The organism is Enterobacter cloacae complex sp. AR_0002 (assembly GCF_001922365.1).
GTDB lineage: Bacteria > Pseudomonadota > Gammaproteobacteria > Enterobacterales > Enterobacteriaceae > Enterobacter > Enterobacter hormaechei_C.
Window position 1 is genome coordinate 640,705 of the sequence record NZ_CP018814.1, and the last position, 24,937, is coordinate 665,641.

General features: G+C 58.0%; 17 protein-coding genes and 1 tRNA gene. 6 read left to right on the forward strand and 12 right to left on the reverse strand.

The features are described from left to right. Positions 1–89 precede the first annotated feature (89 nt). Both nac and cbl read left to right on the forward strand, forming a co-directional pair. On the forward strand, positions 90–1,007 hold the full coding sequence (gene nac, locus AM329_RS03125) for a nitrogen assimilation transcriptional regulator NAC (RefSeq protein ID WP_003859531.1): 918 nt from the start codon (positions 90–92) through the stop codon (positions 1,005–1,007). Positions 1,008–1,103: 96 nt separating this feature from the next. Continuing rightward, positions 1,104–2,054 carry an HTH-type transcriptional regulator Cbl gene (gene cbl / locus AM329_RS03130; RefSeq protein ID WP_003859532.1) on the forward strand — a complete coding sequence of 317 codons (951 nt, stop codon included), beginning with the start codon at positions 1,104–1,106 and terminating at the stop codon, positions 2,052–2,054. A gap of 99 nt (positions 2,055–2,153) precedes the next feature. On the opposite strand, the gene AM329_RS03135 is transcribed toward cbl, so the two are convergent. The 6 genes from AM329_RS03135 to AM329_RS03160 all read right to left on the reverse strand — a co-directional run bounded on the left by AM329_RS03135 (position 2,154) and on the right by AM329_RS03160 (position 10,363). After that, positions 2,154–2,229, reverse strand: a tRNA-Asn gene (locus AM329_RS03135). A gap of 167 nt (positions 2,230–2,396) precedes the next feature. Continuing rightward, complete coding sequence (locus tag AM329_RS03140; protein ID WP_023324924.1) at positions 2,397–4,586, reverse strand: TonB-dependent siderophore receptor; 2,190 nt, start codon at positions 4,584–4,586, stop codon at positions 2,397–2,399. A 26-nt stretch (positions 4,587–4,612) separates the two neighbouring features. Then, on the reverse strand, positions 4,613–5,938 hold the full coding sequence (locus tag AM329_RS03145; RefSeq protein WP_023314433.1) for a lysine N(6)-hydroxylase/L-ornithine N(5)-oxygenase family protein: 1,326 nt from the start codon (positions 5,936–5,938) through the stop codon (positions 4,613–4,615). After that, on the reverse strand, positions 5,935–7,677 hold the full coding sequence (gene iucC, locus AM329_RS03150) for an IucA/IucC family siderophore biosynthesis protein (RefSeq protein WP_032609616.1): 1,743 nt from the start codon (positions 7,675–7,677) through the stop codon (positions 5,935–5,937). Before iucC ends, AM329_RS03145 begins: the two co-directional genes overlap by 4 nt. Beyond that, positions 7,674–8,621, reverse strand: a complete 948-nt coding sequence (locus AM329_RS03155; RefSeq protein ID WP_032609614.1) for a GNAT family N-acetyltransferase — start codon at positions 8,619–8,621, stop codon at positions 7,674–7,676. The genes iucC and AM329_RS03155 overlap by 4 nt, the downstream gene beginning before the upstream one ends. Beyond that, positions 8,621–10,363, reverse strand: coding sequence for an IucA/IucC family siderophore biosynthesis protein (locus AM329_RS03160; RefSeq protein WP_003859537.1), 1,743 nt, complete (start codon positions 10,361–10,363; stop codon positions 8,621–8,623). Before AM329_RS03160 ends, AM329_RS03155 begins: the two co-directional genes overlap by 1 nt. Positions 10,364–10,501: 138 nt before the next feature. Between AM329_RS03160 and AM329_RS03165 the strand changes: the two genes are divergently transcribed. Next, the gene (locus AM329_RS03165) at positions 10,502–11,701 is read left to right on the forward strand and encodes an MFS transporter (protein WP_032609612.1); all 1,200 of its coding nucleotides are present in this window, start codon (positions 10,502–10,504) and stop codon (positions 11,699–11,701) included. A gap of 3 nt (positions 11,702–11,704) precedes the next feature. On the opposite strand, the gene mtfA is transcribed toward AM329_RS03165, so the two are convergent. After that, the gene (gene mtfA / locus AM329_RS03170) at positions 11,705–12,502 is read right to left on the reverse strand and encodes a DgsA anti-repressor MtfA (protein ID WP_003859539.1); all 798 of its coding nucleotides are present in this window, start codon (positions 12,500–12,502) and stop codon (positions 11,705–11,707) included. Between the two features lie 266 nt (positions 12,503–12,768). Here mtfA and AM329_RS03175 point away from each other — a divergent pair, with 266 nt between their 5' ends. After that, positions 12,769–13,671 (forward strand): LysR family transcriptional regulator, encoded by a 903-nt coding sequence (locus AM329_RS03175; protein ID WP_003859540.1) that lies wholly within the window; start codon positions 12,769–12,771, stop codon positions 13,669–13,671. On the opposite strand, the gene AM329_RS03180 is transcribed toward AM329_RS03175, so the two are convergent. The 3 genes from AM329_RS03180 to AM329_RS03190 form a co-directional block, all read right to left on the reverse strand. Next, positions 13,643–14,431, reverse strand: a complete 789-nt coding sequence (locus AM329_RS03180; RefSeq protein WP_032609610.1) for a substrate-binding domain-containing protein — start codon at positions 14,429–14,431, stop codon at positions 13,643–13,645. The two genes, AM329_RS03175 and AM329_RS03180, sit on opposite strands and share 29 nt — an antisense overlap. Before the next feature lie 6 nt (positions 14,432–14,437). After that, positions 14,438–15,739 (reverse strand): MFS transporter, encoded by a 1,302-nt coding sequence (locus tag AM329_RS03185; protein WP_003859542.1) that lies wholly within the window; start codon positions 15,737–15,739, stop codon positions 14,438–14,440. 260 nt (positions 15,740–15,999) lie between these two features. Beyond that, complete coding sequence (locus AM329_RS03190; protein WP_032609608.1) at positions 16,000–17,295, reverse strand: serine hydrolase; 1,296 nt, start codon at positions 17,293–17,295, stop codon at positions 16,000–16,002. Positions 17,296–17,390: 95 nt separating this feature from the next. Here AM329_RS03190 and AM329_RS03195 point away from each other — a divergent pair, with 95 nt between their 5' ends. After that, a complete protein-coding gene (locus tag AM329_RS03195) occupies positions 17,391–18,296 on the forward strand; it encodes a LysR family transcriptional regulator (protein WP_032609605.1) in 906 nt (301 codons plus the stop codon). Here the strand turns inward: AM329_RS03195 and fumA are convergent. Both fumA and AM329_RS03205 read right to left on the reverse strand, forming a co-directional pair. Next, positions 18,285–19,934 carry a class I fumarate hydratase FumA gene (fumA, locus tag AM329_RS03200; protein ID WP_032609604.1) on the reverse strand — a complete coding sequence of 550 codons (1,650 nt, stop codon included), beginning with the start codon at positions 19,932–19,934 and terminating at the stop codon, positions 18,285–18,287. The two genes, AM329_RS03195 and fumA, sit on opposite strands and share 12 nt — an antisense overlap. Before the next feature lie 52 nt (positions 19,935–19,986). After that, the gene (locus tag AM329_RS03205; RefSeq protein WP_003859551.1) at positions 19,987–21,495 is read right to left on the reverse strand and encodes an anion permease; all 1,509 of its coding nucleotides are present in this window, start codon (positions 21,493–21,495) and stop codon (positions 19,987–19,989) included. Positions 21,496–22,104: 609 nt separating this feature from the next. Between AM329_RS03205 and AM329_RS03210 the strand changes: the two genes are divergently transcribed. Continuing rightward, the gene (locus tag AM329_RS03210; RefSeq protein ID WP_032609602.1) at positions 22,105–24,885 is read left to right on the forward strand and encodes a flavocytochrome c; all 2,781 of its coding nucleotides are present in this window, start codon (positions 22,105–22,107) and stop codon (positions 24,883–24,885) included. The last annotated feature ends 52 nt before the right edge of the window (positions 24,886–24,937 follow it).

Consider the following 24,937-nt stretch of genomic DNA (forward strand, 5'->3'; position numbering starts at 1 on the left):
CACCCGCTGCAAAAAACTGGCATCCATATTGCAAAACCTGTTTAACAACACAGCCGTTACCGGCACGCTATTTTCGAACAGGGGGCAACATGAACTTAAGACGACTGAAATACTTCGTAAAAATCGTCGATATCGGCAGCCTGACCCAGGCGGCTGAAGTGCTGCATATCGCGCAGCCTGCGCTGAGCCAGCAGGTCGCGACTCTGGAAGGCGAAATGGACCAGCAACTGTTGATCCGCACCAAGCGCGGCGTAACGCCTACCGAAGCGGGAAAAATTTTATATACCCATGCCCGCACGATCCTGCGTCAGTGTGAACAGGCGCAGCTGGCCGTGCACAATGTGGGTCAGACCCTGAGTGGCCATGTCTCCATCGGGCTGGCGCCGGGAACGGCCGCATCGTCGGTAACCATGCCGCTGCTTCAGGCGGTGCGCGCAGAGCTACCGGAAGTGCTGGTTTATCTGCATGAGAACAGTGGTTCCGTGCTCAATGACAAACTGCTCAACGGTCAGCTGGATATGGCGGTGCTGTACGATCGCTCCCCGGTTGCCGGGATCACCAGCCAGCCGCTGCTGAAGGAAGATCTTTATCTGGTCGGTACCCGTGATTGCCCTGGCCAGAGCATTGATTTAACCGCTGTGGCAGAGATGAACCTGTTTCTGCCGCGCGACTACAGTGCCGTGCGCGTGCGCGTTGACGAAGCGTTCTCGCTGCGCCGTCTGACGGCGAAGATCATCGGCGAGATTGACTCCATCTCCACGCTGACTGCCGCCATTGCCAGCGGCATGGGTGTAACGGTTCTGCCCGAGTCTGCCGCACGTTCACTGTGTAGCGCGGCAAACGGCTGGATGGCCCGTATCACCACGCCATCCATGAGCTTACCGCTGTCGTTAAATATGTCCGCGCGCGGCTCCCTGTCACCGCAGGCGCAGGCGGTGAAAGAGATCCTGATGTCTCTGGTCAGTAAGCCGTCGCTGGAAAATCGCGAGCTGCAACTGGTCAGCTGATATTCCAAATAAGCATAAGATGCTGGTTTTTATTATTTGTTCTCCAGCCCGGCTGACTCTAACAATAGCCTTATGTCAGATGCGCCGGAGTGAATTGTGAATTTCCAGCAACTTAAAATTATTCGTGAGGCGGCCAGGCGGGATTACAACCTGACCGAAGTCGCCAATATGCTTTACACCTCTCAGTCGGGCGTCAGCCGGCATATCCGCGAGCTGGAGGAGGAGTTAGGCATTGAGATTTTTATCCGTCGCGGCAAGCGCCTGCTGGGTATGACCGAGCCAGGCAAGGCATTACTGACCATCGCTGAGCGCATTCTCAACGAGGCCAGCAACGTTCGCCGGCTGGCGGATCTCTTTACCAACGACGCTTCCGGTGTGCTGACTATCGCCACCACCCATACACAGGCGCGCTACAGTCTTCCGACGGTTATCAAAGCATTTCGTGAGATCTTCCCGGACGTACGTCTCGAACTGATCCAGGGCACGCCGCAGGAAATCGAAGTGCTGCTGCATAACGGCGGAGCCGATATCGGTATCGCCAGTGAACGGCTGAGCAACGACCCGCTGCTGGTGGCGTTCCCGTGGTTCCGCTGGCACCACAGCCTGCTGTTACCCGCCGATCACCCGCTGAATCAGGTTTCGCCGTTGACGCTGGAAGAGATCGTCAAATGGCCGCTGATTACCTACCGGCAGGGCATTACCGGGCGCTCGCGCATTGATGAAGCGTTCAAGCGTAAAGGGCTCACGCCGGACGTGGTGCTGAGCGCGCAGGATTCCGACGTGATCAAAACCTACGTCGAGTTAGGGCTGGGGATTGGCCTGGTGGCCGAGCAGTCTGGCGGAGAATATGAGGCCGGAAATCTGGTGCGTCTGGATACGCGTCACCTGTTCGATGCGAATACCGTCTGGCTGGGGCTAAAGCGCGGGCAGCTTCAGCGTAACTACGTGTGGCGTTTTATTGAGCTATGCAACGCGGGCCTGTCGGTGGATGAGATCAAACGCCAGGTGATGGAGCCGGAAGAGGTGGCGATTGATTATCAGATTTAGTCGCTAATCAGTAGGCCGGGTAAGGCGCAGCCGCCACCCGGCAAATTTACCGAACCCACAAAAGCAAAAAGCCTGCTTTAAAAGCAGGCTTTTCAAATTTGGCTCCTCTGACTGGACTCGAACCAGTGACATACGGATTAACAGTCCGCCGTTCTACCGACTGAACTACAGAGGAATCGTGTGAACGAGGCGCATATTATCGACCTGCGTGCGCCTTGTCAAAGGGGAAAACACCGTTTTTGTTCGTTTGTCGACAATTTCAGCAAACCGATGATTTAATAGCAAATTTGCTTTCAAATTGCACAGCAAATCGCGCCGCCCGCAGACAGGCGGCGCGCAGGATCAGAACAGAACGGAGTAGTTCAGACCAAACGTACGTCCACGGCCTTTATAAGTATAAAGACCCGGTGCGCCGTAGGTTGGGCTATACAGCCCCGGTGCGCGCTGGCCCCAGGCGGTGGTGTAGTCTTTGTCCAGCAGGTTCTCCACGCTGAAGCTGACTTTGCCCACCGGCAGGGCGTAGCTACCCAGGAAATCAACGGTGTTATAGCCATCAATCTTCTTACCGTCGGCGTCAGACACGTCAAAGGTTTGTGTGCTCTGCACGCGTAGCGTCCAGTCGCCCGGCGCCCAGTTGACCCATGCGCTGGCTTTAGACGGGCTGGCGCTGTCGACCGTCAGCTTCTCCCATTTACCGTTTTCACGCGTTTCGGACTTGATGGCGTTAAAGTTCGCCCCGGTGCTCCAGTCGCTGTCGGTGAAGAAATAATCCACCTGGCCTTCAACCCCATAGATACGACGTTTGTCGTCCTCCAGGTTGATGGTCATGTCGCTCTTGTTGATGGTGATGGTTTTATCCGAGAGCGAGTAGTATGCCGCCACCTGAGTACGCAGGTTATCGCCGGTGAAGCGCCAGCCGAGCTCGTAAGCATTGACCTTAATCCCGTCCAGCGTTGAGTCGTTCACATTGACGCTGTTTTGCAGACGATAGTGACCATCGACCAGCTGATAGGTGCCGGAGCCGTAGTACTTCGCCAGGTCCGGGATCTCGAAGCCCTGGGAGAAGTTAAACCACAGCTGTTGCTGTTCGGTCAGACGTCCAAGGATCCCGGCGTTAAACAGGAAGTTGTTGTAGTCGGTTTTCCCGCCCGGCACCGCGTCAGCGGAGGTGGCTTTGCCCGTGGCGATTGCCTGCTGCTGGGCGTAACCGACAAAATCGTCCACCTTGTTTTCGGTGTACTGATAACGCACGCCGCCGCTCAGGGTGATGGCGTCAATGTCATAGCTGGCTTGCAGGAACGGCGCGAGGTTGGTAATGCTGTAACCCGGATAACGGCCCACGTTGTAGGCATTGTCCAGCTCCATGCCGCCGCTCGCCGCCGCTTTGCTTAAGTCGAAGAACTGCTGGTTGGCATCGAACGTTTCATGGTCGGCATCCACGCCCCAGGTGAGGGTCAGGTCGTCCATCGGCTTGCTGTTCAGCGTCAGCTTGCCGCCGTAAAAATCGGTTTTCTGCTGGGACGCGCCAATGCTGGTCACCGCGCCTTTGCTCAGCGTCGGGAACGGGTAGTAGGTCAGGCTCTCGTCACGGTAGTAAATCTGCGCAACCAGATCCTGACCCCAGAAATCGGTGTTCGAGTATTGCAGGTTGATCAGGTGACGCTCTGTGCCCGGGATACGGTCAGAGTTCAGGTTGTCTTTGTTATAGGCTTTGGCATCGCCCGTGACCGCAGCGAAATTCTCCCCAAGGAACAGGCCGTGCTTGCCGTCAGATTCGCTCTTGTAGTACTGCGTGGTTAACTGGAGCTGCTGATGATCGTCGATGTTGATGGTGCCTGTCCCCATCACGTCGATACGGTCGGAATACTGCAAGCCGGTCTGGGTGTTATCGATAATCACCTCGTCGCCGTTGCCGTCATACCAGCCGCCGTAGCGCTGATAGGAGACCGACAGACGACCAGAGGCGTTGTCATTGCCGCCGCTCACGGCTGCGGAGACGTTCTCATCATGGTCGTTATGGCTGTTAAACCCGCTTTTTGCCCCGGTCTGGAACTCCACTTCGGTCTCCGGCTGGCCTTTTTTGGTGACGATGTTCACCAGCCCGCCGGTACTGCCGCCGCCGTACAGCGAGGTGGCGCCGGAGATCACTTCGATGCGGTCAATGTTGAACGGATCGATAGAGTCGAGCTGGCGGCTGTCGCTGCGGGACGAGTTCAGACGTACGCCGTCCACCATCACCATCATGGAGCGACCGCGCAGGTTCATGCCGTAGTTGGTACGTCCCTGGCTGCTGACGTCCATGCCGGGGATCAGCTGGGCCAGAACGTCTTTAATCTCTTTCCCGCCCTGAACCTGCTGCTCAATTTCCGCCCGCTCAATAACCCAGGTGGTTTGCGCCATCTCTGCCACGCTGCGATGTGCCCGGCTGGCGGAGACCACAATATCTTCTTCCTTTTGTTCTTCCGCCCACGCAGAGGTAGAAAGCATGGCAAGCAAGCACGGATTTAAAACCCAAAGATGAGAACGTTTCATTGTTATGTTGATCCTGAATGTGTGTGTCAGTACTCGGTGGTCTTTATTAATGATTTAATAACCTGGCTGCTCTCCGGGCTGGTGGTGCTCCGCCAGTGGATCACGCCGGGGGTGGTTGCCAGCTCAAACGGCTCGTCATCGTGAGCGCGATTCAAAATTCGCGCCGCGCGCCAGGCCATCAGGCTGAGCTGGGGTTCGGCAATACCGAGACGGTGCATCCCGGCATTCACGGCAAACAGGCGGTTGCTCTGCGGGCCGTCCCATTCAAGGGTAAAATCGTTGTTGATGCAGAAGGCTTCATCCTCATCCAGACGCAGTCGGGAAGAGAGCGGGGCGAGAAAAGCAGGCTGTACGGCGCGGTAGCCGGTGGCGAAAATCACCACGTCGCTTTCAAGCTGTTCGCGCCCGCCGTCCAGGTGATGCTGGATGCTGAGGCGAGGTCCGGTTTCCTGGCGCGTCAGCGCCGTCACCGAGCGGGACGGCATCAGGTGCGCCCAGGGTTTTTCACGCAGCACTTCGAAACGGTGGTACATGGCGCGGTAAATCGCCAGCAGGGACTCGGTGGTGATCCCGTCGGAGGTCATTTTCTGCTCCTGCAACATCTGACGTCGGGCGTCGTCACCGAGGGTCGAGAAGCTGTCCACATACTCTGGCGTGAAATACTCGTTAGCAAACGCGGCTTCATCCAGCGCGTTGTAGTTGTTGCGGCGCGACACCCAGTTGAGGCTCAGCGGCTGGCCCCATTCCCCACGGAAGATATTCAGGAACAGATCCGCACCGCTCTGGCCGCCGCCGACGACGGTGACGCGCTTGCCCGCTAAATCCGGCGTGCGCAGCATCATTTCGCTGGCGTGGAAGCAGGTATCGTCCTGCGCGGTGACGCAGTCTGGCAGATTGATCTGCTTCCCAATCCCCACGCAGACGTGCCGCGCCAGGAAGCGATCCCGCTGGGTCACGATCTCAAACAGGCCGTTTTGCTCATCAAAGCTGACCTGCTGTACCTGCTGGCTGAAGGCCAGGTTGGTGAGGTTATCCGCCGCCCAGCACAGGTAGTCGGCAAACTCCTCGCGCGACACGGTTCGCTGCTCGGTGGTGAGGAAACGGTAGAACTTTTTGCGCTGTACCAGGTAGTTCAGGAAGCTGTGGCGGTTGGTTGGCTCTACGGCGCTGACCAGATCCTTCAGGAAGCTGGTCTGCATATGGCAGTCCGGCACCATCATCCCCGGGTGCCAGGAGAAGTGCGGCTTGCGTTCAAGAAACAGCGAGCTAAAACCGTCCAGCCCCTCCGCCAGCGCGGCAATACTGAGGTTGAACGGACCGATACCAATGCCGATGAAATCATAGGTTTTCATTGCGCTGACTCCCGGGAGACCAGAAAAAGAGGGTTATCAAGATCGCAGACGTAGTTCGGCAGCATGCGGCTGCCGCCGTCGTGTTCAGAGAAGGTCAGTTTGACCGGGTTGAGGATCACGCGAATAATCTGCGGCTTAAACAGGTCGAACTTCGCGAAGCGCGCCGCAAGATCCGGATGGGCGGCCATATAACGATGTAACACCAGCGCCAGGATCTGATAGAAGCGGGTTTCATTCACGCCGCATTGCAGGGTGAGGCGGGATATAAAGCGCAGCACCGTGACAAAGTTGCCGGTTTGCAGGTCGTGGATGATGTAATCCGCGCTGAGGCGCGCCGTCACCGCTTTTACCTGCTCCGGCAGGCTCTGCGCCTGCGGGAAATCTTCATCCACCAGGCGCATATCGCCCTGGAAATCCTTCAGCAAAATGCGCTGCGGAACGTAATCTTTCATCACCAGCGTGACGTTCTGGCCGTGGGCGATGAGCGCCACCCCGTAGCGACAGAGCAGGTGATAGAAGGGGATCACCGTCGCCTCAAACAGCTTTTCCAGCCATGCGTCAGCGGTTAACCCCGAGCGTTTGATCCATGCGTCAATCAGCGGGCGCCCCTGATTATCGGTTTCCATCAGCGCCGCCATCAGCACCGCCTGTTCACCATCCTGTAAATAGCAGGATGGGTTCTCGCGCCAGATCACCCCCAGCATCTCCTGATAGCGGTACGGCGCCTCAGGCAATGCGGCATAACCCGGATGCGACAGATATCCGGCAGCGGGTTCGCCAAGCACCTGCGCCCCGGAGCGAATCAGCGTGGCATCGCTGGCAAACTGCTGCTGTAGCCAGCGCGAGGCCAGCGGACCGGCGGCAATATACTTGCCCGGAATACCGCGATAGCAGGAGGTGTTGTAGATGGTCAGCGGCAGCTTGATGTCATACGGCGCGCGACGGCTGGCGTTGGTCAGCGTGCGCAGGGACTGCTGCGCCAGATACTCATCGCCGAACTCACCCAGCTCCACCATTTCACCGCGTGCGAGCTGCGCCAGGAAATGAATGGCAATTTTTTGCTGCCACTGCCACGGGTGCAGCGGCACCGGCAGCCAGCTATCATCCAGATCCAGCTCCTGCCAGCGGGCGTCGAACCGCTCGCGCTCGGCATCGTCCATGGCGCTGGAGAGCAGGGCGTTAATATCGCAATCGGCGTCGCTGCTCCAGACCAGACGATCGCGCTGCACGGCGACCCAGTGCAGGCGAAAACGCCCGCGATATTCCGGCGCGTACAGGCGCAGGGCATCCAGCCCCCAGCCGCGGCGTCCCTTATTGAAAATAAACTTCGGGTGACCGCGCATCAGGCACTGTAGCTCGTCCGGGTCAAGGTGGATCAGCGCATCGGCATCCAGCGTTTCACGCGCCTGCAACAGCTGCATGTCGCCCCGCAGCGTGGCGTAGAGATCTTCCATGTGCTCCGCCGTTTGCGCGTCGCTCATCTCCAGTACGGTGGCCAGTTGCAGCAGCGCGTTTTCCGCTTCGACCGCCGCGCCGCTGGTGGTGGTCAGGGTATCAGGGTCAATATGCAGCCAGCCCCAGATCCCACGCGTGGCGCGAAACTGCCAGCACGCGTTGCCCATACTGATGCGCCAGTAGTCCGCCGAATCCGGCTCGGCGCGCAGGGTGCGTTCATATTCCAGTTCGGCGAGGATCTTCGCCACCATCTCGCGGTTCACTTTCTGCCAGAGCGCGTTCACAGTTCCACCTCGTGGAAGAAGCGATGACGCTCGCTCATGATGAGACGGGAGCGTTTGTGCGGGAAGTCGAACTCTTTCACCGTGTCGAAACCGGCGGACGCCAGATGGCGGAACAGACGCTGGTTGTCGAAGCGCGGTTCCGTCACAATGCGCGCCGTGCGCGGTTCATCGAGATACAGATAGTGGCTCAGGCCGCGCAGCCAGCTGCGGATATACTGCGCTCCGCGCCAGTTCTCTTCGCCCACCAGCATATGCAGCCCGCGGTCAAAGGGCTGCCAGCGATAGTGGCGGCCAATGCGGTCTTCCGCCGCCCAGTAGAGTTCAAAATAGCCGAATGGCTGATCGTCAAAGCAGCCGATCACCGGATAGCAATAGGTCGAGTCGAGCTGGCGACGCAGGTAGTTCTCCTGCTCGGCCTGCGGGCCGGCCATCTCCCAGAAAGCGTTCACGCGTGGGGTGTTCATCCAGCGGGTAAAACGCTCGCCGTCCAGCGCCACGTCCGCCACGCGGAAGCTCAGGGTGCGCTTAATCTGCGGATCGTAACGGCGATACACCTCGCCCTGCGGGCGGTGAGGGCGCAGCGGGAAGTACAGCTGACGGCTTTCATCAAACTGCATTCCGCCGCTCGCCTGCGGACGCTCGCCTTTCAGCCACAGCGGCAGCTGCCAGAAAATTTCACGCGCCAGATAATCTCCGTGAACGAGGCTAAACAGCGCCTGCGCCTGAGGTTCATCCTGCCAGGCTGCCCACGGCAGGGTAATGCCGGTCAGGGCGGGCGCGGCAACAAACAGCTGGTCGAGGGCGTCCACCAGCCAGCCGTCCGGGAGCCCGGTCAGCCGCTCCAGCACCGCGCAGCCGTCGAGACCCAGCGTCAGCGGCAGGTTTTGTTCCGTGACCGTGCAGCGAAAGCCGTAGCCGGAATGGACGATATTCGCGTTTGCCATCACGCCTTCTCCTTATAAAACGGGTTGCTAAAGTCGAAATAGATCACCGCCGGATCGACGATGGTGTTTTCGTTGCGATCGTGCAGGTAGCAGAAGAAGTTGCCTTTGCAGTTCCAGGTCGGGCTGTCGAGCACATAATCAAGGCAGCGGGTCTGCTTCGCCGTCGTGCGCAGTTCGGCCAGCGCGTCACGCACGCGGGACATCAGGTTCTCTTCGCTGTCGAAACCGGCAGCGGCGAGCGCGGCGGTGACGGCAAGGGTAGAGTTCAGCAGCAGGTAATAAGGGAAGTAGCGCAGCAGCTGGCTCTCACCGAAGCGGTTTTCAACTTCGGTTTCACCTGCCTCATTCAGCCACGCGTCGGCCCCTTCGGTCCAGGCGCTGCCCTGGCAGTCACGGTAGATCAGCCCAACGGGGAAATCCTGCTGCATCTCAACGAGGATATTTTGCTGGTGCGCCAGCAGGACCAGACCGTAGTCCGCCTCGGCGCTGAACAGCGGAAGCAATACGCGGTCGCAGTAGGCATCCAGCCAGCAGCGCGCGGCCTGGGCGAGGGGTAAGTCCAGACGCTGGCTCAGACGACGCACCGCCGCGGCGAGCAGGCTGTCGCCGCCGTCCGGCGCGGCCTGGGTCAGGCTCACCAGCACGTTGGTTTGCGTTTCAGGGGTATCGAACAGCAGATTGACGCGCAGGGCCATCAGGCTCTCTTCCTGAATGACGCCGTGCTCATCGCGCAGCCCCGCCCAGCCGTCCTCCTGCATCACGCGCATGGTCGGGTAGCGCGCCTGAAGTTCCTGCCAGCGTGCCGTTTTCGCCAGCCGCGCCAGGCGCATGCCGCGCTTAACCTCTTTCACCGACAGCGTGCGCACGGAGTTGGTCAGGCGCACGCTCAGGGAGAATTTAATCATGTCGCTGTTGGTTTCACTGTACAGCGAGCGGGAAGAGCTGGTGGGTAGCCATGGCGCACCGGCTTCGCCCAGATCGCGCAGGGCGCCTTTTTCTACAAGACGCTGGCACCAGTCCTGCTCCAGCAGATAGTCGGCCTGCCACGGGTGCATCGGCAGTAGCCAGCAGGTGTCGGTGAAGTGACCGAGAAGAGCCGGCGCGCTCTGCGCTGCAAAGCGCAGCAGACGTTCCCGCAGGGAGACATTCAGGCTGTCGCCGGTAATCAGCTCATGCTCAACCGCAAACCAGCGCAGCGGGAAGCGGGAGGCGAAATCCGGCAGATAGCGACGCGCCTCGGCCTCGTTAAACGGCTCGTGCGACTTTGGGGCAGGATGAAAAGCATGGCCGACCAGCAGCGCCTGTTCCGCTTCGGCAAAGGTCAGCGGCTTATCGCGCAGGTTTGCCCAGTTGTGGCGTAAATCAATGGCCTGCCAGGTGTGTGTATGGCTTTCCAGGACGCGCTGCTTAAAGCGAGCCAGCGTATCGGCATCCAGAGCGCCTTTAACCGTCTCTTTTTCAATAATTAAATCAATCAGTTGATGGAATGTGACCGTGTCACCGCCGTCGCTGTCGGCCTGAATCAGCGTTGCCGGGAAAAGATACTGGTGATGCTGTGTGGGGGAGAAATAGCGTACCGGAACCCGAATGGCCTGGGTTGGGGAGAGCGGGATATGAATCAGTGATAACTCATCCGCACGGGTTGCGGGAAGATAGTGCCAGTCCTTCGTTTCGCGCAGCAGCGCGTTCAAAAAACACTGGGCCGCAACATCTGTACCGGCGGAGCGGGGCAGAGTACGCATAGTTGTACCTCATTCCATGACTGATAATAATTCTCGTTATGATATTCATTCTGTTTACAGTGGCAACTATTTTTGCAATATTTGTTTTCATAAACTTCATAATTTCCACACATTTATTGACATTATCTTCACAATTTTATGCGCACCCGTACCGAGAATCTCACTGACGTTGTGGCCCCCAAAGCTAACTGGCCCCTGGCACTGGGCGCCGGTTTATTAGGTATTGGACAAAACGGTTTGCTGGTCATGCTGCCGCAGCTGGTCTCCCTGACCGGATTGTCGCTCTCCGTCTGGGCCGGGCTGTTGATGTTCGGCTCGATGCTCTTTTTACCCGCATCGCCCTGGTGGGGACGCCAGAGCGAGCGGCACGGCTGTAAGATCGTTATGCTGGCCTCGCTGGGCGGCTACCTGGCGAGCTTCGTCGTGATGGCGCTGGTAGTCTGGGCGATGGCGAACGGCGCGCTGAATGCCCTCTGGGGAATGGCGGGCCTGGTTCTGTCGCGCATGCTGTACGGCCTGACGGTATCAGGGCTGGTGCCTGCGGCCCAGACGTGGGCCATTCAACGCGCGGGGCTGGATAAAAGGATGGCGGCGCTGGCGACGATAAGCTCTGGCCTGAGCTGCGGGCGTCTGCTGGGACCGCCTCTTGCCGCGCTGATGCTCGGCGTCAGCCCGGTCGCACCGCTCTGGCTGATGGCGCTGGCGCCGTTGATCGCGCTGCTGCTGGTGCTGCGCGAAGCCGCCGATCCCCCGCTGCCGCCGGTGGCGCACCAGTCGACGCGGTTACAGGCCTCCATGCTGCCTTTCCTGGTGCTGGCGCTGCTGCTGGCAGCGCTGGTCAGCCTGATGCAGCTTGGCTTATCGCCGCATCTTCATCCGTTATTCAATGGCGATGTCGTGCAAATCAGCCATCATGTCGCGCTATTGCTGAGTCTGGCCGCCCTGGCGACCCTGGCGGCGCAGTTTCTGGTGGTACGCCCGCAGCATTTTACCCCGAGAGTTTTACTCTTAATTGCCGCAGTGCTGATGGTGGCGGGTCTTGGGCTGATGTCTCTCGCCAGTTTAGCCCTGTTCTACGTGGGCATTGTCATCACTTCGCTGGGGGCCGCCATGGCAACGCCGGGATACCAGCTTTTGCTCAACGATCGGCTGACGACGGGCAAAGGCGCAGGGGTGATCGCCACCAGCCATACGCTGGGCTACGGGGCCAGCGCGCTGCTGGTACCCGTGGTGACGCGCTTTTACGGTGAGCAGTTTTTGATTACTGCCGCATGGGGAATGGCGCTGCTGTTTCTCGCGGTGAGCGTGTGGGTACGATCGACCGATCGTACCCCTTAAACATTAGTGGAACGGATGAGAGGATGTGCTGGCTGCGTCCTCACTTTGCCGCAGACGCTGGAGTGGATCCTGCTGATAAAACTGGCAAAAACGCTGCCATAGCGCCGGGAAGCGCGGGGCAAAAAGCTCAGGTGCGCTAAAGAAATACTCGGACAGCACCGCAAAGCACTCGGCGGGATCGGTCGCGGCGTAGGCATCAATGCTGGCCGCGCTTTCACCCACCAGGTCGATCTCATCCTGAATGTTTTCCATCGCCGCGTGCAGGTCGTGCTCCCATCCCGCGACTTCACGCAGCGGGATCAGCGGCACGCCGCTGGCGCGATCGCCGTTACGGGTATCCAGCTTATGCGCCACTTCGTGAATGATCAGGTTGAAACCCGAGGCATCGAACGAGTCTTGAATATCCAGCCAGTTGAGGATGATTGGCCCTTGCTGCCAGCTCTGCCCGGACTGCACCATACGCTGGTTGTGCACCAGCCCGATGTCATCCTCCCACTCATCATCGACGATGAACGGCGCCGGGTAGATCAGCACTTCGTGGAAGCCATCCAGCCATTCGATACCCAGCTCCAGCACCGGCAAGCAGAAGAGCAGGGCGATGCGCGAATTTTTAAGCGGATCCAGTTCGAAGCCCTGTAGCGGTACCAGCCGTTTTTGCTGTAAAAAACGCTCGGCCAGCTGAATCAGCTTTGATTGCTCTTCAGGCAAGAGATTCGCCAGCACGGGGATCGCCAGAGCCTCATCCCAGGGGAGCGCCATATTTCGACCAGCGTCGTTCGTTTTCCAGGGCCACTTAATCATCGCTTTGCTCGTTACTCGCACGTGAACAAAATGGAAAGGTCAGGGGCTGTTAGCATGCCAACATACTCTGTTAAGCAGTATGACACTCCTCATCGGCTGCATGCAGAGTGGCGGCCTGTTTAAGAGGAATCCAGCCCGCATAAACTATCACTATGTGCCGTCATGTTGATAGCGCTTTAGGGGTATCCCCTTCATTTTGTGAAGTATGTCGTGCGCGGCTATGATAAATCTCTTCTTACCCTACCGTGCTTAAGGATCCCGTCAGTATGCCCGTCAATTTTGACCTCAACGATCTCTATGCCTTCCGCGCTTTACTGGAATACGGCAATTTCCGTCTTGCGGCAGAATCTATCTGCCTTTCCCAGTCGGCGTTGAGTCGCAGAATTGAAAAGCTGGAGGCGGCACTGGGGACAAAACTGTTCGACAGAACCACCCGGCGCGTCACGCTGACCCTGTATGGACAGACCTTTGCCGACCGGTGCGGGCAACTGCTTGCTGACGTGGAGTCCATGCTTTCGGATATCGATAAGGCCAGCGAAGAGCGCACGGGGCTGATCACCGTGGCGACGGTGCCGTCAGCCGCCTGTTACTTTATGCCGGATGTGATCCGCCGCTTTCAGTCCCGTTACCCCCGCGTGCGCATAAAACTGATCGACAGCAGCGCCGGAAATGTTATCGAGGCCGTCACCCGCGGACAGGCGGATTTTGGTATCTGCTTTGCCCGGAGTTTGCAGCCCGACATCGAGTTTGTCCCGCTGGTGGAGGATGTCTACGTGGCCGCCTGCCGACGCGACAGCCCGCTTGCAAAAAGAAAAAGCCTGACGTGGCAGGCTTTTTATCAGCAGGATTATATCGGTCTGGATAAGACCTCCGGCAACCGCAATCTTCTCGACCAGCGGGTCGGGCATATTCGGCCTGAGCGCCCCAGCATCTGCGAAACGCGGCACGTGACGACCATGCTGGGGATGGTTGAAGCCGGGATCGGCATTGCGGCCGTTCCCGCCATGTCAATGCCCCGCGCAGAGCATTCGCTGCTGACGTCGGTACCTTTAACCGAGCCTGAAGTCAGGCGAACCGTGGGGCTGATCCGCCGCCGCGGTCGGATCCAGTCCTATATTGCTGCCGAACTCGAAACGCTGATTACCGAGCAGTATCGCGAGGTGCACTGACGGGCGTTAAGCCCGTTGCCGTAATGACGCTGGCGGCCTGTGGCGAGGCGAGAAAAGTCAGCAGCGCTTTTCCCTGTTCAGGATGGTCGGCCTTCTGCGTTACGGCTCCGGCGAAACGGGTAATGTACTGAATGTCGTCAGGCAACTTACCGACAAACGTCACCCCCGGGACCGGCAGAAGCTCGCTCACCTGCTGAAAGCCGAGGTCGTATTTCCCTTTTGCCACTTCAGACGCCACCGGGATACGCTCAACCCGGTGCGCTTTATCGTGGACCTGGCCGTCTATGCCCAGCTTACGGAACAGCTGGCTCTCAACATACCGGCCGCTGGCGCTGTCGGAATAAGCCATGGAATGCGCCTTCAGCAGCGTTTGCCGCAGGGCAGGCACCGTACTGATATCCGGCACCGGCGCGCCCGCTTTGACGACCATCCCGACGGGCGAATCCGCCAGCTCCACGCGGGAGCCCGCCGCCGTCCTGCGATCCTGTTCCAGTTTCGCCAGCGCATCGCCCACCATAATCACCACGTCCGCTTTTTCGCCCCGGGCGAGCCGGGCCGGAATGGCCTGCGGCGTTTTGCCCATCGACGGGCCGGAGATCACAATGAGCCTGTCGCCGCTTTGCGCTTCGTACTGCGGCGTCAGCTTCTCCAGCGCCGCTTTGAAGCCGCCAGAAATCATCACCGTCACATCCTGCGCAAGCGCGCCCGCGCTGAGGGTGGCGAAGGTCAGGGCGGCAATCACCGTTCTGAATGTAAGCATGAGGGATCACTCCTTAACGGCAGTTTGCAGGATTAACGTGCGACGACGATAGAGATAGAGCGTTGCCAGCAGGGCGCAAACGGCGGCAAAGCTCATCCAGTAGCCCGGGGAGGCTTTGTCGCCGGTGTACTCAATTAAGGCGGTCGAAATCACCGGCGTGAAACCGCCAAAGACCGCCGTTGCCAGGCTGTAAGCCAGCGAGAAGCCCGCCACGCGCACCTCTGCTGGCATGATCTCAGTCAGGGCCGGGATCATCGCGCCGTTATACAGACCGTAGAGGAAAGAGAGCCACAGCAGCACGGTCAGCATCATTGAGAAGCTCGGAGCTGCCGCCAGCATCGTCAGCGCCGGATAGCTGGTTGCCAGCGCCAGCAGCGTCATGGCGATCAGCACCGGTTTACGCCCGAAGCGATCCGACAGCGCGCCGCCCACCGGCAGCCAGATGAAGTTGGACACCGCCACCAGCAGCGTGACCAGAAGACTGTCCGACGCGCTGAGCATCAGGACTTTTTTACCGAAGGTCGGCGCGTAAACGGTGATCAGGTAAAACGCGGTGGTGGTCATCGCCACCATCAGCATGCCCGCGACGACGACCGGCCAGTTGGCGAGCAGCGTTGTGAAGACCTGACGCATCGCCAGATGGTGGCGACGGGCGCTGAATTCCTCGGTCTCTTCGAGCTTGCGGCGCAGGAAAAAGATGAACGGCACAATCAGACAGCCAAACAGGAACGGAATACGCCACCCCCATTCGCGAATGGCACTCTCTTCCAGCACCACATTCAGGGCGAAACCCATCGCCGCCGCGATCATAATGGCGACCTGCTGGCTACCTGACTGCCAGCTGGTATAGAAACCCTTGCGGCCCGGCGTGGCGATCTCCGCCAGATAAACCGAAACCCCGCCCAGCTCGGCACCTGCCGAAAAACCCTGCAACAGGCGGCCGGTCAGCACCAGCAGCGGTGCCCACAGGCCAATGCTCTGATAAGAAGGGATCAGCACAATCAGAAAGGTTCCGGCGGCCATAATCGACAGGGTGACGATCAGCCCTTTACGGCGGCCCACTTTATCAATGTAAGCCCCCAGCACAATGGCCCCGATCGGACGCATCAGGAAGCCCGCGCCAAAGACGGCGAAGGTCATCATCAGTGACGCAAATTCACTGCTTGCCGGGAAAAAAGTATGGGCGATGTAGGTGGCATAAAAGCCGAACAGAAAGAAGTCGAATTGCTCAAGAAAGTTGCCCGACGTGACGCGGAAAATCGCGCCCGCTTTCGCACGAACCGTTGCAGGTGAGGTTGAGGAAACCATGATTATCTCCAGTTTTATAGCGACGTTATGCTCGTCTGTTTTTGAAAACTGGATCAGGAAGTGGAAATTAATAAGCGCAAATAGCGCATAAACCGATGCGTGTGGTGCATTAATGACAATGCGTTGACCAGTATTTACATATTCAACAATAACTTAACATTTCGATGACCTTTTATTTACTACGTTTCGCTAAGTCGCTGATATATCAGTTTTGTGACACCGCGCAGATGAGAAGCCAGGCGGGGCCTGGCTTGGGATTATCAGCGCAGCGCGTTCGCAATCGCGCTAAACATCAGCGACGCTTCCAGCGGCTGGGCGCTGAATGACGGCTCTGCCTGCGGCCAGGTGGACCACTGGACGATAACCAGATTTTCTTTCTGATTAACCATGATCATCTGCCCAAAAATACCCAGCGCCCACAGGGAATCCTTCAGCGAATTTTCGACTTTCGGCTCCACATTTGTGGCGATGGCTGGCACTTCGTTGTTCCACCACTGGTAGCCGTACAACCCCTTCGGATGCGCCTCGGACACCGATCCTTTGGCCTGTGTCCAGGCTGAGGACTGTTTCACCCAGCCCTCGGGGAGGATCTGCTTTCCGTCCGGCAGGGTACCGTTATGCAGGATAAACTCCCCGAAACGCCCCCAGTCTTCCAGCGTGGCGTTGAACCCATGCGCACCCACGTCGTGCTGGCCTTTGCTGTAGGCATGCCACACGCCGTCGCTCGCCATACCGTACGGCTGCCAGATGCTTTTCTCAAGATACGCCGCGAGCGTCATGCCGGTGGCGCGCTCAAGCACATCGCCTAACAGCCAGGCACCACCCGAGGAATAGGACCAGTTTTCGCCCGCCGGGTGTTCACGGTGTAACCCCTTCACCAGGGTGCGCACACAGTCGTAGGTGCCCGGTTTCGCTTCGCATTCGGTAAGCCGGGCGAAGTCAGACTGCCCGTTGGTGTAATCTTCAGTCCACGCCACGCCCGAGGTGTGGGTGATGAGCTGTTTCAGCGTTACGCCCTCCCAGGCGGTGCCTTTTAAATCCGGTTCGTATTGGGTGACAAGGTCGTCCAGGGAGTGGATTTTCCCTTCTTTAATCGCAACACCCACCAGCGCGGAGACCACGGATTTGCCCACGGAACGCGACGTCCAGAGCGTAGAGTCGGTATTGCCTTCTCCCAGATATTTATAGGCCACTTTGCCATTTTTCAGCACCAGCATGCCGCTGACGTTCTGGCGTTTCAGGTAATCCTGAAGATTGTAAATCTTACCCTTCACCTGATAGCGGGCATCGGTGAGCGGTTTTTCTGCGGGCAGCAGTGGCGTAGCGTTGCCGTGGCGGAACACATCGCCCGCGTAGTTGCGGTAGTCATTGCGAAAGCCCACCACGCGATCGGCCTGGCTCCAGGTGAGCATGGTATGTGCGTCTGGGAGTCTGGCATCGAAAGGCGCCGGACAGGTCGTGAGGTCGGTACCGTTGCAGGCCGCCATGACGGCGGGCGAGAGCAGGCTGCTGATAACCAGCGCCGCGAGCAGTGTGCGGTTTGTTTTGATTTTCATATTTATCACGTTTGGCTCAGGAAGGACTTCAGTTTAAGAACCTGAGGCCTATAATAAAAAACGCGTTATGGGGGAAAATCCCCCGGAAAAATCGCGTGGAGAATGACGTGGCATCACTGATCTATTCCTTTGCCCAGCTTGAGGCGTTCACCGCCGTCGCTGAGCACGGCAGCCTGATGAAGGCGGCCAGTAAACTCGGCAAAGATCGTACAACCCTGCGGGATCTGATCGATTTCCTTGAGGATGGGCTGGGCTACGCGCTGTTCCTGCGGGAGGGGCGTAGCCTGCGCCTGACGCCGGAGGGGGAGCAGCTTCAGCGGCAGGCGCACCTGCTGATGCGGCAGGTCAAAGCGTTTGAGGCGTTTGCCCGTACGGTGCCGGACAGCGCGACGCAGGACATTGCCCTCGTTTACGATCCGTTCACCCCCAGAGCCTTTTTGCAGGCGCTGATCGCTACGCTGGCGACGAAAAAGATCCGCCTGAGCCTGACCAGCGCATCGCGCGATGAGGCGGAAGCCATGCTGGCGAACGGTCAGGCCGATCTGGGGATCTGCCAGGCGCGCAACCGCAGCGTGGGCAATGAGATGGAGTGGCGGGCGCTGGGGGCGATCGAAATGGATTTTTACGCCGCAACGGCGCTTTTTGCGGAGGTTGCGTCGCCAGTGTCGCTGCTCGATCTCTCTCTGGTTCCACAGGTGGTTATGCATGCCGCGTCAGACGAGCCGGTTGCCCGTCGCCTGCAAATTTCAGGGCACACGCTTTTCACTAACGAACTGGAGATGCTGCGCGGCCTGCTGGAGCAGGGCTGCGGCTGGGGATTTTTGCCGACCCATCTTCACGCAACGCAGTGGAAAAACGTAAAAAGGCTGCCCACCGAAGTGGGCAGCCAGGGGATAAGCCAGACGATGGTCACCATCTGGAAGCCGGGCAGCGACAAGCGCGGGTTGATCAACGATACGCTGTCGCAGCTTCCGGCTTTATGGAAACGCTCAGCGCTGTGAGCACCCTTTGCACTGTTTATTCTGGATCTCCTGGAAGAAGTCGTTGCCTTTGTCATCCACCAGGATAAACGCCGGGAAGTTCTCCACTTCAATTTTCCAGATGGCTTCCATTCCCAGTTCAGGATACGCCACGCACTCCAGACTCTTGATGCTGTTTTGCGCCAGTACCGCCGCCGGGCCGCCAATGCTGCCGAGGTAGAAGCCGCCGTGCTTATGGCAGGCGTCGGTGACCTGCTGGCTGCGGTTACCTTTGGCCAGCATGATCATGCTCGCACCGTTGGATTGCAGTAAGTCTACATAGGAGTCCATACGCCCGGCGGTGGTCGGGCCTAAGGAGCCAGACGCGTAACCTTCTGGCGTTTTCGCCGGGCCTGCATAGTAAATCGGGTGATCTTTAACGTACTGCGGCAGTTCTTCCCCGTTGTCGAGCAGCTCTTTCAGCTTCGCATGGGCGATGTCGCGCGCCACAATAATGGTGCCGTTCAGCGACAGGCGGGTGGAGACAGGGTGCGCGGAAAGCTGCGCCAGAATGTCGGGCATCGGCTTGTTCAGATCAATGCTTACCACGTCGCCTTCTCCCTGCTGGCGCAGGGATTCAGGAATATACTGGCCCGGATTGTGCTCCAGCTTCTCAATCCAGATCCCCTCGCGGTTAATCTTCGCCTTGATGTTGCGGTCAGCGGAGCAGGAGACGCCCATGCCGATCGGGCAGGAGGCGCCGTGGCGCGGCAGACGGATTACGCGAATATCGTGCGCGAAGTATTTCCCGCCAAACTGCGCGCCCAGGCCGAGGTTTTGCGCTTCCTGAAGCAGTTCCTGCTCGAGCTGGACGTCGCGGAACGCCTGGCCGTGCGCGTTGCCTTCGGTTGGCAGGCCATCGTAGTAGCGCGCAGAGGCGAGCTTGACGGTTTTCAGCGTGGCTTCCGCAGAGGTGCCGCCGATAACGAAGGCGATATGGTAAGGCGGGCAGGCCGCGGTGCCCAGGGTCCGCATCTTCTCAACCAGATATTTTTTCAGCTTCGCCGGGGTGATCAGCGCTTTGGTTTCCTGATACAGATAAGTTTTGTTGGCGGAACCGCCGCCTTTCGCCATGCACAGGAATTTATACTCGTCACCATCAACGCTGTAGAGGTCGATCTGCGCGGGCAGGTTGGTGCCGGTATTCACCTCTTTATACATATCCAGCGCCGCGTTCTGTGAGTAGCGCAGGTTGTCTTCAATATAGGTGTTATACACGCCCTGACTCAGCGCCGCTTCGTCGCCGCCGCCGGTCCAGACGCGCTGGCCTTTCTTACCCATAATGATTGCCGTACCGGTATCCTGACAGGTGGGCAGCACGCCTTTCGCCGCAATTTCGGAGTTGCGCAGGAATTGCAGGGCAACGTACTTATCGTTCTGGCTGGCTTCCGGATCGTTAAGAATGGCGGCAACCTGCTTCTGATGAGACGGACGCAGCATAAACGCGGCGTCATGGAAAGCCTGCTGCGCCAGCAGGGTCAGGGCTTCCGGCTCCACTTTCAGCACTTCCTGACCATCGAACTCGGCAACGGAGACATGCTCTTTGGTCAGCAGATAGTATTCGGTGTCGTCATGCGCGAGAGGGAAGGGGTTCTGGTAAATAAAGGGTTTGTTTGACATAGCTTGCTCCACAAAAATAAAACCGCCGGAGGATATGTCCGGCGGTCAGGAATCAGAACATCATGGACATCCACGGGTAGCCAATCAGCAGCAGGGCCGCCAGGAAGATGGCGCCGAAGATGGTGCCGAGGCGCCAGTAGTCTTTGGTTGGCAGGTAACCGCTACCGTAGTAAATCGGGCTTGGACCCGTACCGTAGGGGGTGATGATCCCCATCACGCCCAGAGAGGTCACCATCAGCAGGACGAACACTTCCATATTCATGCCCGGAATGGTGGAGGCGATGGTCAGCATCGCCGGCAGCAGCGCCGTGGTGTGCGCGGTGGTGCTGGCAAACAGGTAGTGCAGCAGGTAGAACGCCAGCAGCAGCACGATGGTGGCGACACCCGGAGAGATACCGCTCATCAGCAGGCCGCCTTCTTTACCCAGCCAGCTGATAAAGCCGGTGGAGGAGAGGCCGTCCGCCAGCGCCACCAGGGTGGCGAACCAGACGAAGGTGTTCCACGCGGCTTTGTTACCGGTGATGTCGTTCCACTCCAGCACGCCGGTCCACAGCATCAGGCCGACGATGAGCAGGGCAGCCATCGCGGGCTCAATCCATGCGGCGGCGAAGATCCACATCAGCAGCGCACAGCACACGAACACCAGCAGCAGGATCTCATTGCGCGACAGTTTGCCCAGTTTTTCCAGTTCACGGGTCGCCCATAACGGTACTTCGTTGTTTACCTTCACTTCCGGCGGGTAGAACCAGTAAGCCAGCAGCGGCATGGTCAGGATCAGCAGAATACCCAGCGGCAGGAAGGCGAGGAACCAGGTCCCCCATGAGATATCAATTCCGACCGTGCTTTTTACCAGCGCCAGCGCCAGCAGGTTAGGCGCCAGAGCGGAAAGGAACATCGAGCTGGTGATACAGGCCGCGGTAATTGCCACCCACATCAGATACGAACCGATTTTGCGCGCGCTTGGGTCGTTGGGTTTTGAACCGTACAGCGGCGGCAGGTTGGCGATGATCGGGTAGATGGTCCCACCGCTGCGCGCGGTATTGGACGGGGTAAACGGGGCCAGCAGCAGGTCTGCGAAGGTAATGGCGTAACCGAGCGTCAGGCTGCGACGGCCCAGATATTTCACCAGTATCAGCGCCAGGCGGCGGCCGAAGCGGGTTTTGTCGTAGCCCGCAGCAAACATAAAGGCACCGAAGATCAGCCACACGGTGGAGTTACCAAACCCGCTGACCGCCCATTTAAAGGAGGCGCCCGCCAGCTTGAATTTTGGGTCAGCCAGCTGTTCCGGGCTAAAGAGCACCCACTGGCTGCACAGCGCAATCGCCACCACGCCGGTAAGACCGATCACGGCGCCCGGCAGCGGTTCGAAAATTAACCCGACGATGACGCCAACAAAGATGGCGAAGTAGTGCCACGCATAAGGCGGCAGCCCGTCCGGAACGGGAACAAACAACAGCAGGACGGCAACAATGACGGGCAAAGCCATCATCAGCAGTCGTTTTGCTGTTCCATTTGATGCCAGATTCGCCGCAGGAGGCGTTACAGCAGTTTTTGTTTTCATAGTTTCACGTCTTAAGTTGTCAAAAATTCGTCGTACAGCGAAAACACAAATTCGATTGCTTTATTCGTTTTGCTTTTTTTAGTTATTTAAGGTGCGTTTTTGTGTTTTCAGTAATAGCGATTTAACGCATTTTTGTTTGCGCTAAATAAAAAATGATGATGTTTTTATATTGCTCTTTTGAATGCCATAACTATTGATCACGATCAAAAAAACGGAACTGAATGGCTATTTTTATATTTTTTATAATAACCACTCTGAGTAGTGTGGTTATTCGCTGATTTTACGCATTTTATGTATCAAAACTATAACATTTAAATTTTGGTGCTTTTTCTTATTGTTGTTTTATTTGGTTTTTTTGTAGTTGTGGTGTATTGGTTTGACCTTTTGTGATTTAACTTTTTTTAAATTATTGTGAACGAGTGAAACATTCGCGCTAACACCAATGTGTTATTAATGTTATCGAAGGGATTAAATAGTTTATTAACTAACGTAATGGCTTTATAAACTAAAAAAAGCTTTATATTACTATCATGACATCGGCAAAAAACACGAAATAAAAAAATCATCCCGATAACGAATTCTTAATTTTTAAAGTTTGGAGTTTCTATTATGAGCACTAACGAACGTATTTTAAGCCCCTTCACATTACCGAATGGTACTGAACTGAAAAACCGTTTGTTAATGGCCCCGATGACAACCTGTACCGGTTATTACGATGGCACCGTGACCAGCGAGCTGGTGGAGTACTACCGCGCCCGCGCGGGCAGCATCGGCACCATCATCGTTGAGTGCTGTTTTGTTGACGATCTCGGCCTGGCGTTCCCGGGCGCAATTGGCATTGATAACGACGAGAAAATCGCCGGGCTGGCAAAAATCGCTGACGCCATCAAGTCAAAAGGCTCCAAAGCCCTGCTGCAAATCTACCACGGCGGCCGTATGGTCGACCCAAAACTGATCGGCGGTCGCACGCCGGTTGGCCCAAGCGCCGTTGCCGCGCCGCGTGACGGTGCCGCCACGCCGGTTGCCCTGACCGCGGAAGAGGTGGAAGGCATGATCGGCAAGTTTGGCGAAGCCGTGCGCCGCGCAATTCAGGCCGGGTTCGACGGCGTCGAAATCCACGGGGCGAATACCTATCTGATCCAGCAGTTCTTCTCCCCGAACTCCAACCAGCGCGACGACGAGTGGGGCGGCAGCCGCGAAAACCGCGCGAAATTCCCGCTGGCGGTGCTGGACATTACCCACAAGATGGTGCGCCAGTACGCGGACGACGCGTTTATCATTGGCTACCGTTTCTCTCCGGAAGAGCTGGAAGTCCCGGGCATTCGCTTCGAAGATACCCTGTATCTGCTGGAAAAACTGGCCGCGCGCGGGGTGGATTATCTCCACTTTTCCCTTGGCGCCGCCCTGCGTCCTTCTATCGTCGATACTCAGGACCCGACGCCACTTATCGAAAAATACTGCGCCATGCGCTCAGACACGCTGGCTCAGGTACCGGTGATGGGCGTTGGCGGCGTGGTGAATGCCACGGATGTGAATGAAGCGCTGGATCACGGTTACGACCTGATTGCCGTTGGTCGTGCCACCATCGCCTATCCGGACTGGACCGATCGCATCGCGGCGGGCGAAAGCCTGGAGCTGTTTATGGACAGTACCCGACGCGAAGAACTGAGCATCCCGGAACCGCTGTGGCGCTTCTCGCTGGTGGAAGCGATGATCCGCGACATGAGCATGGGCGAATCTAAATTCAAACCGGGCACCTTTATTGAAAAAGTGCAGGACGATGCTAACGAACTGGTGATTAACGTCAGCCTCGAAACCGATCGTATTGCCGATATCGAACTGGCCTCCGGCCCGAGTGAAGACGTCGAGTTTGTCACCAGCTTCGAAGAGATCCGTACCCGAATTCTTGATGCCAATACTCCGCACGTGGATGCTATCACCGGCGCGACCAGCCAAAGCGAGGCGGTGAAAAAAGCGGTCTCGAAGGCGATGCTGAAATCCAGCAAAGCGCTGGCGGCAGAAGAGGGCGCTGACCCGAATGAGACTAAAAGCGTGGACGTGGTGGTGGTCGGCAGCGGCGGCGCCGGTCTGGCGGCGGCGATTCAGGCTCACGACGAAGGCGCGAGCGTGCTGATCGTTGAGAAAATGCCTACCATCGGCGGGAACACCATTAAAGCCTCTGCCGGGATGAACGCGGCGGAGACCCGCTTCCAGCGCGTGAAGGGCATTCAGGACAGCAAAGAGCTGTTCTACCAGGAAAGCCTGAAAGGCGGTGGCAATAAGAACAACCCTGAACTGTTGCGTCGCTTTGTCGAGAACGCGCCGCAGGCCATCGAATGGCTGGCAACGCGCGGCATTATGCTGAACGACATCACCACCACCGGCGGGATGAGCATCGACCGTACGCACCGTCCGAAAGACGGTTCCGCAGTGGGCGGGTATCTGATCAGCGGCCTGGTGCGTAACGTCAACAAGCGCAACATCGAGGTGATGCTGGATACCTCCGTGAGCGACATCATCTTCGAAAACGGCGAAGTGACCGGCGTGCGTCTGACCACCGAAGAGAACGAAACCCTCACCGTGGCAACCAAAAGCGTGATTGTCGCAACGGGTGGCTTCAGCGCCAACAGCCAGATGGTGGTGAAATACCGTCCGGATCTGGCAGGGTTCGTTACCACTAACCACAAAGGGGCGACCGGGGGCGGTATCGCGCTGCTGGAGCGTATCGGTGCAGGCACAGTGGATATGGGCGAAATTCAGATCCACCCAACCGTTGAGCAGAAAACGTCGTATCTGATTTCCGAATCCATCCGCGGCGGCGGGGCGATTCTGGTAAACCAGCAGGGCAACCGCTTCTATAACGAAATGTCGACCCGCGATAAAGTCTCGGCGTCAATCATCGCGCTGCCGGAGAAATACGCTTACATCGTCTTTGACGAGCATGTTCGCGTCAAAAATAAAGCCGCGGATGAGTACATCGCGAAAGGGTTTGTTACCAGCGCCAGCTCGCCAAAAGCCCTGGCGGAAGCGCTGGGGATGGATCACCACCAGTTCCTGGCAACGCTGGAACGCTACAACGTCTTTGTGGAGAAACAGCACGATGACGACTTTGGACGTACCACCGCGCTGCGTGCGCCAATCAACGAAGGGCCGTTCTACGCCATTCAGATTGCACCAGGGGTTCACCACACCATGGGCGGCGTGACCATCAATACCGATACCTGCGTGCTGGACAGCAACCACAACGTATTGCCGGGAGCGTTTGCTGCGGGTGAGGTTGTCGGGGGCATCCACGGCGGTAACCGCATCGGCGGTAATGCGGTGGCAGATATCATTATTTTTGGTACGCTTGCAGGACATCAGGCGGCTATGCGTTCGAAAACACGGTAAGGCTCCTGTTTCCCCGGCGGCGCGGTGCCTGCCGGGGCTACACCTGAGGACT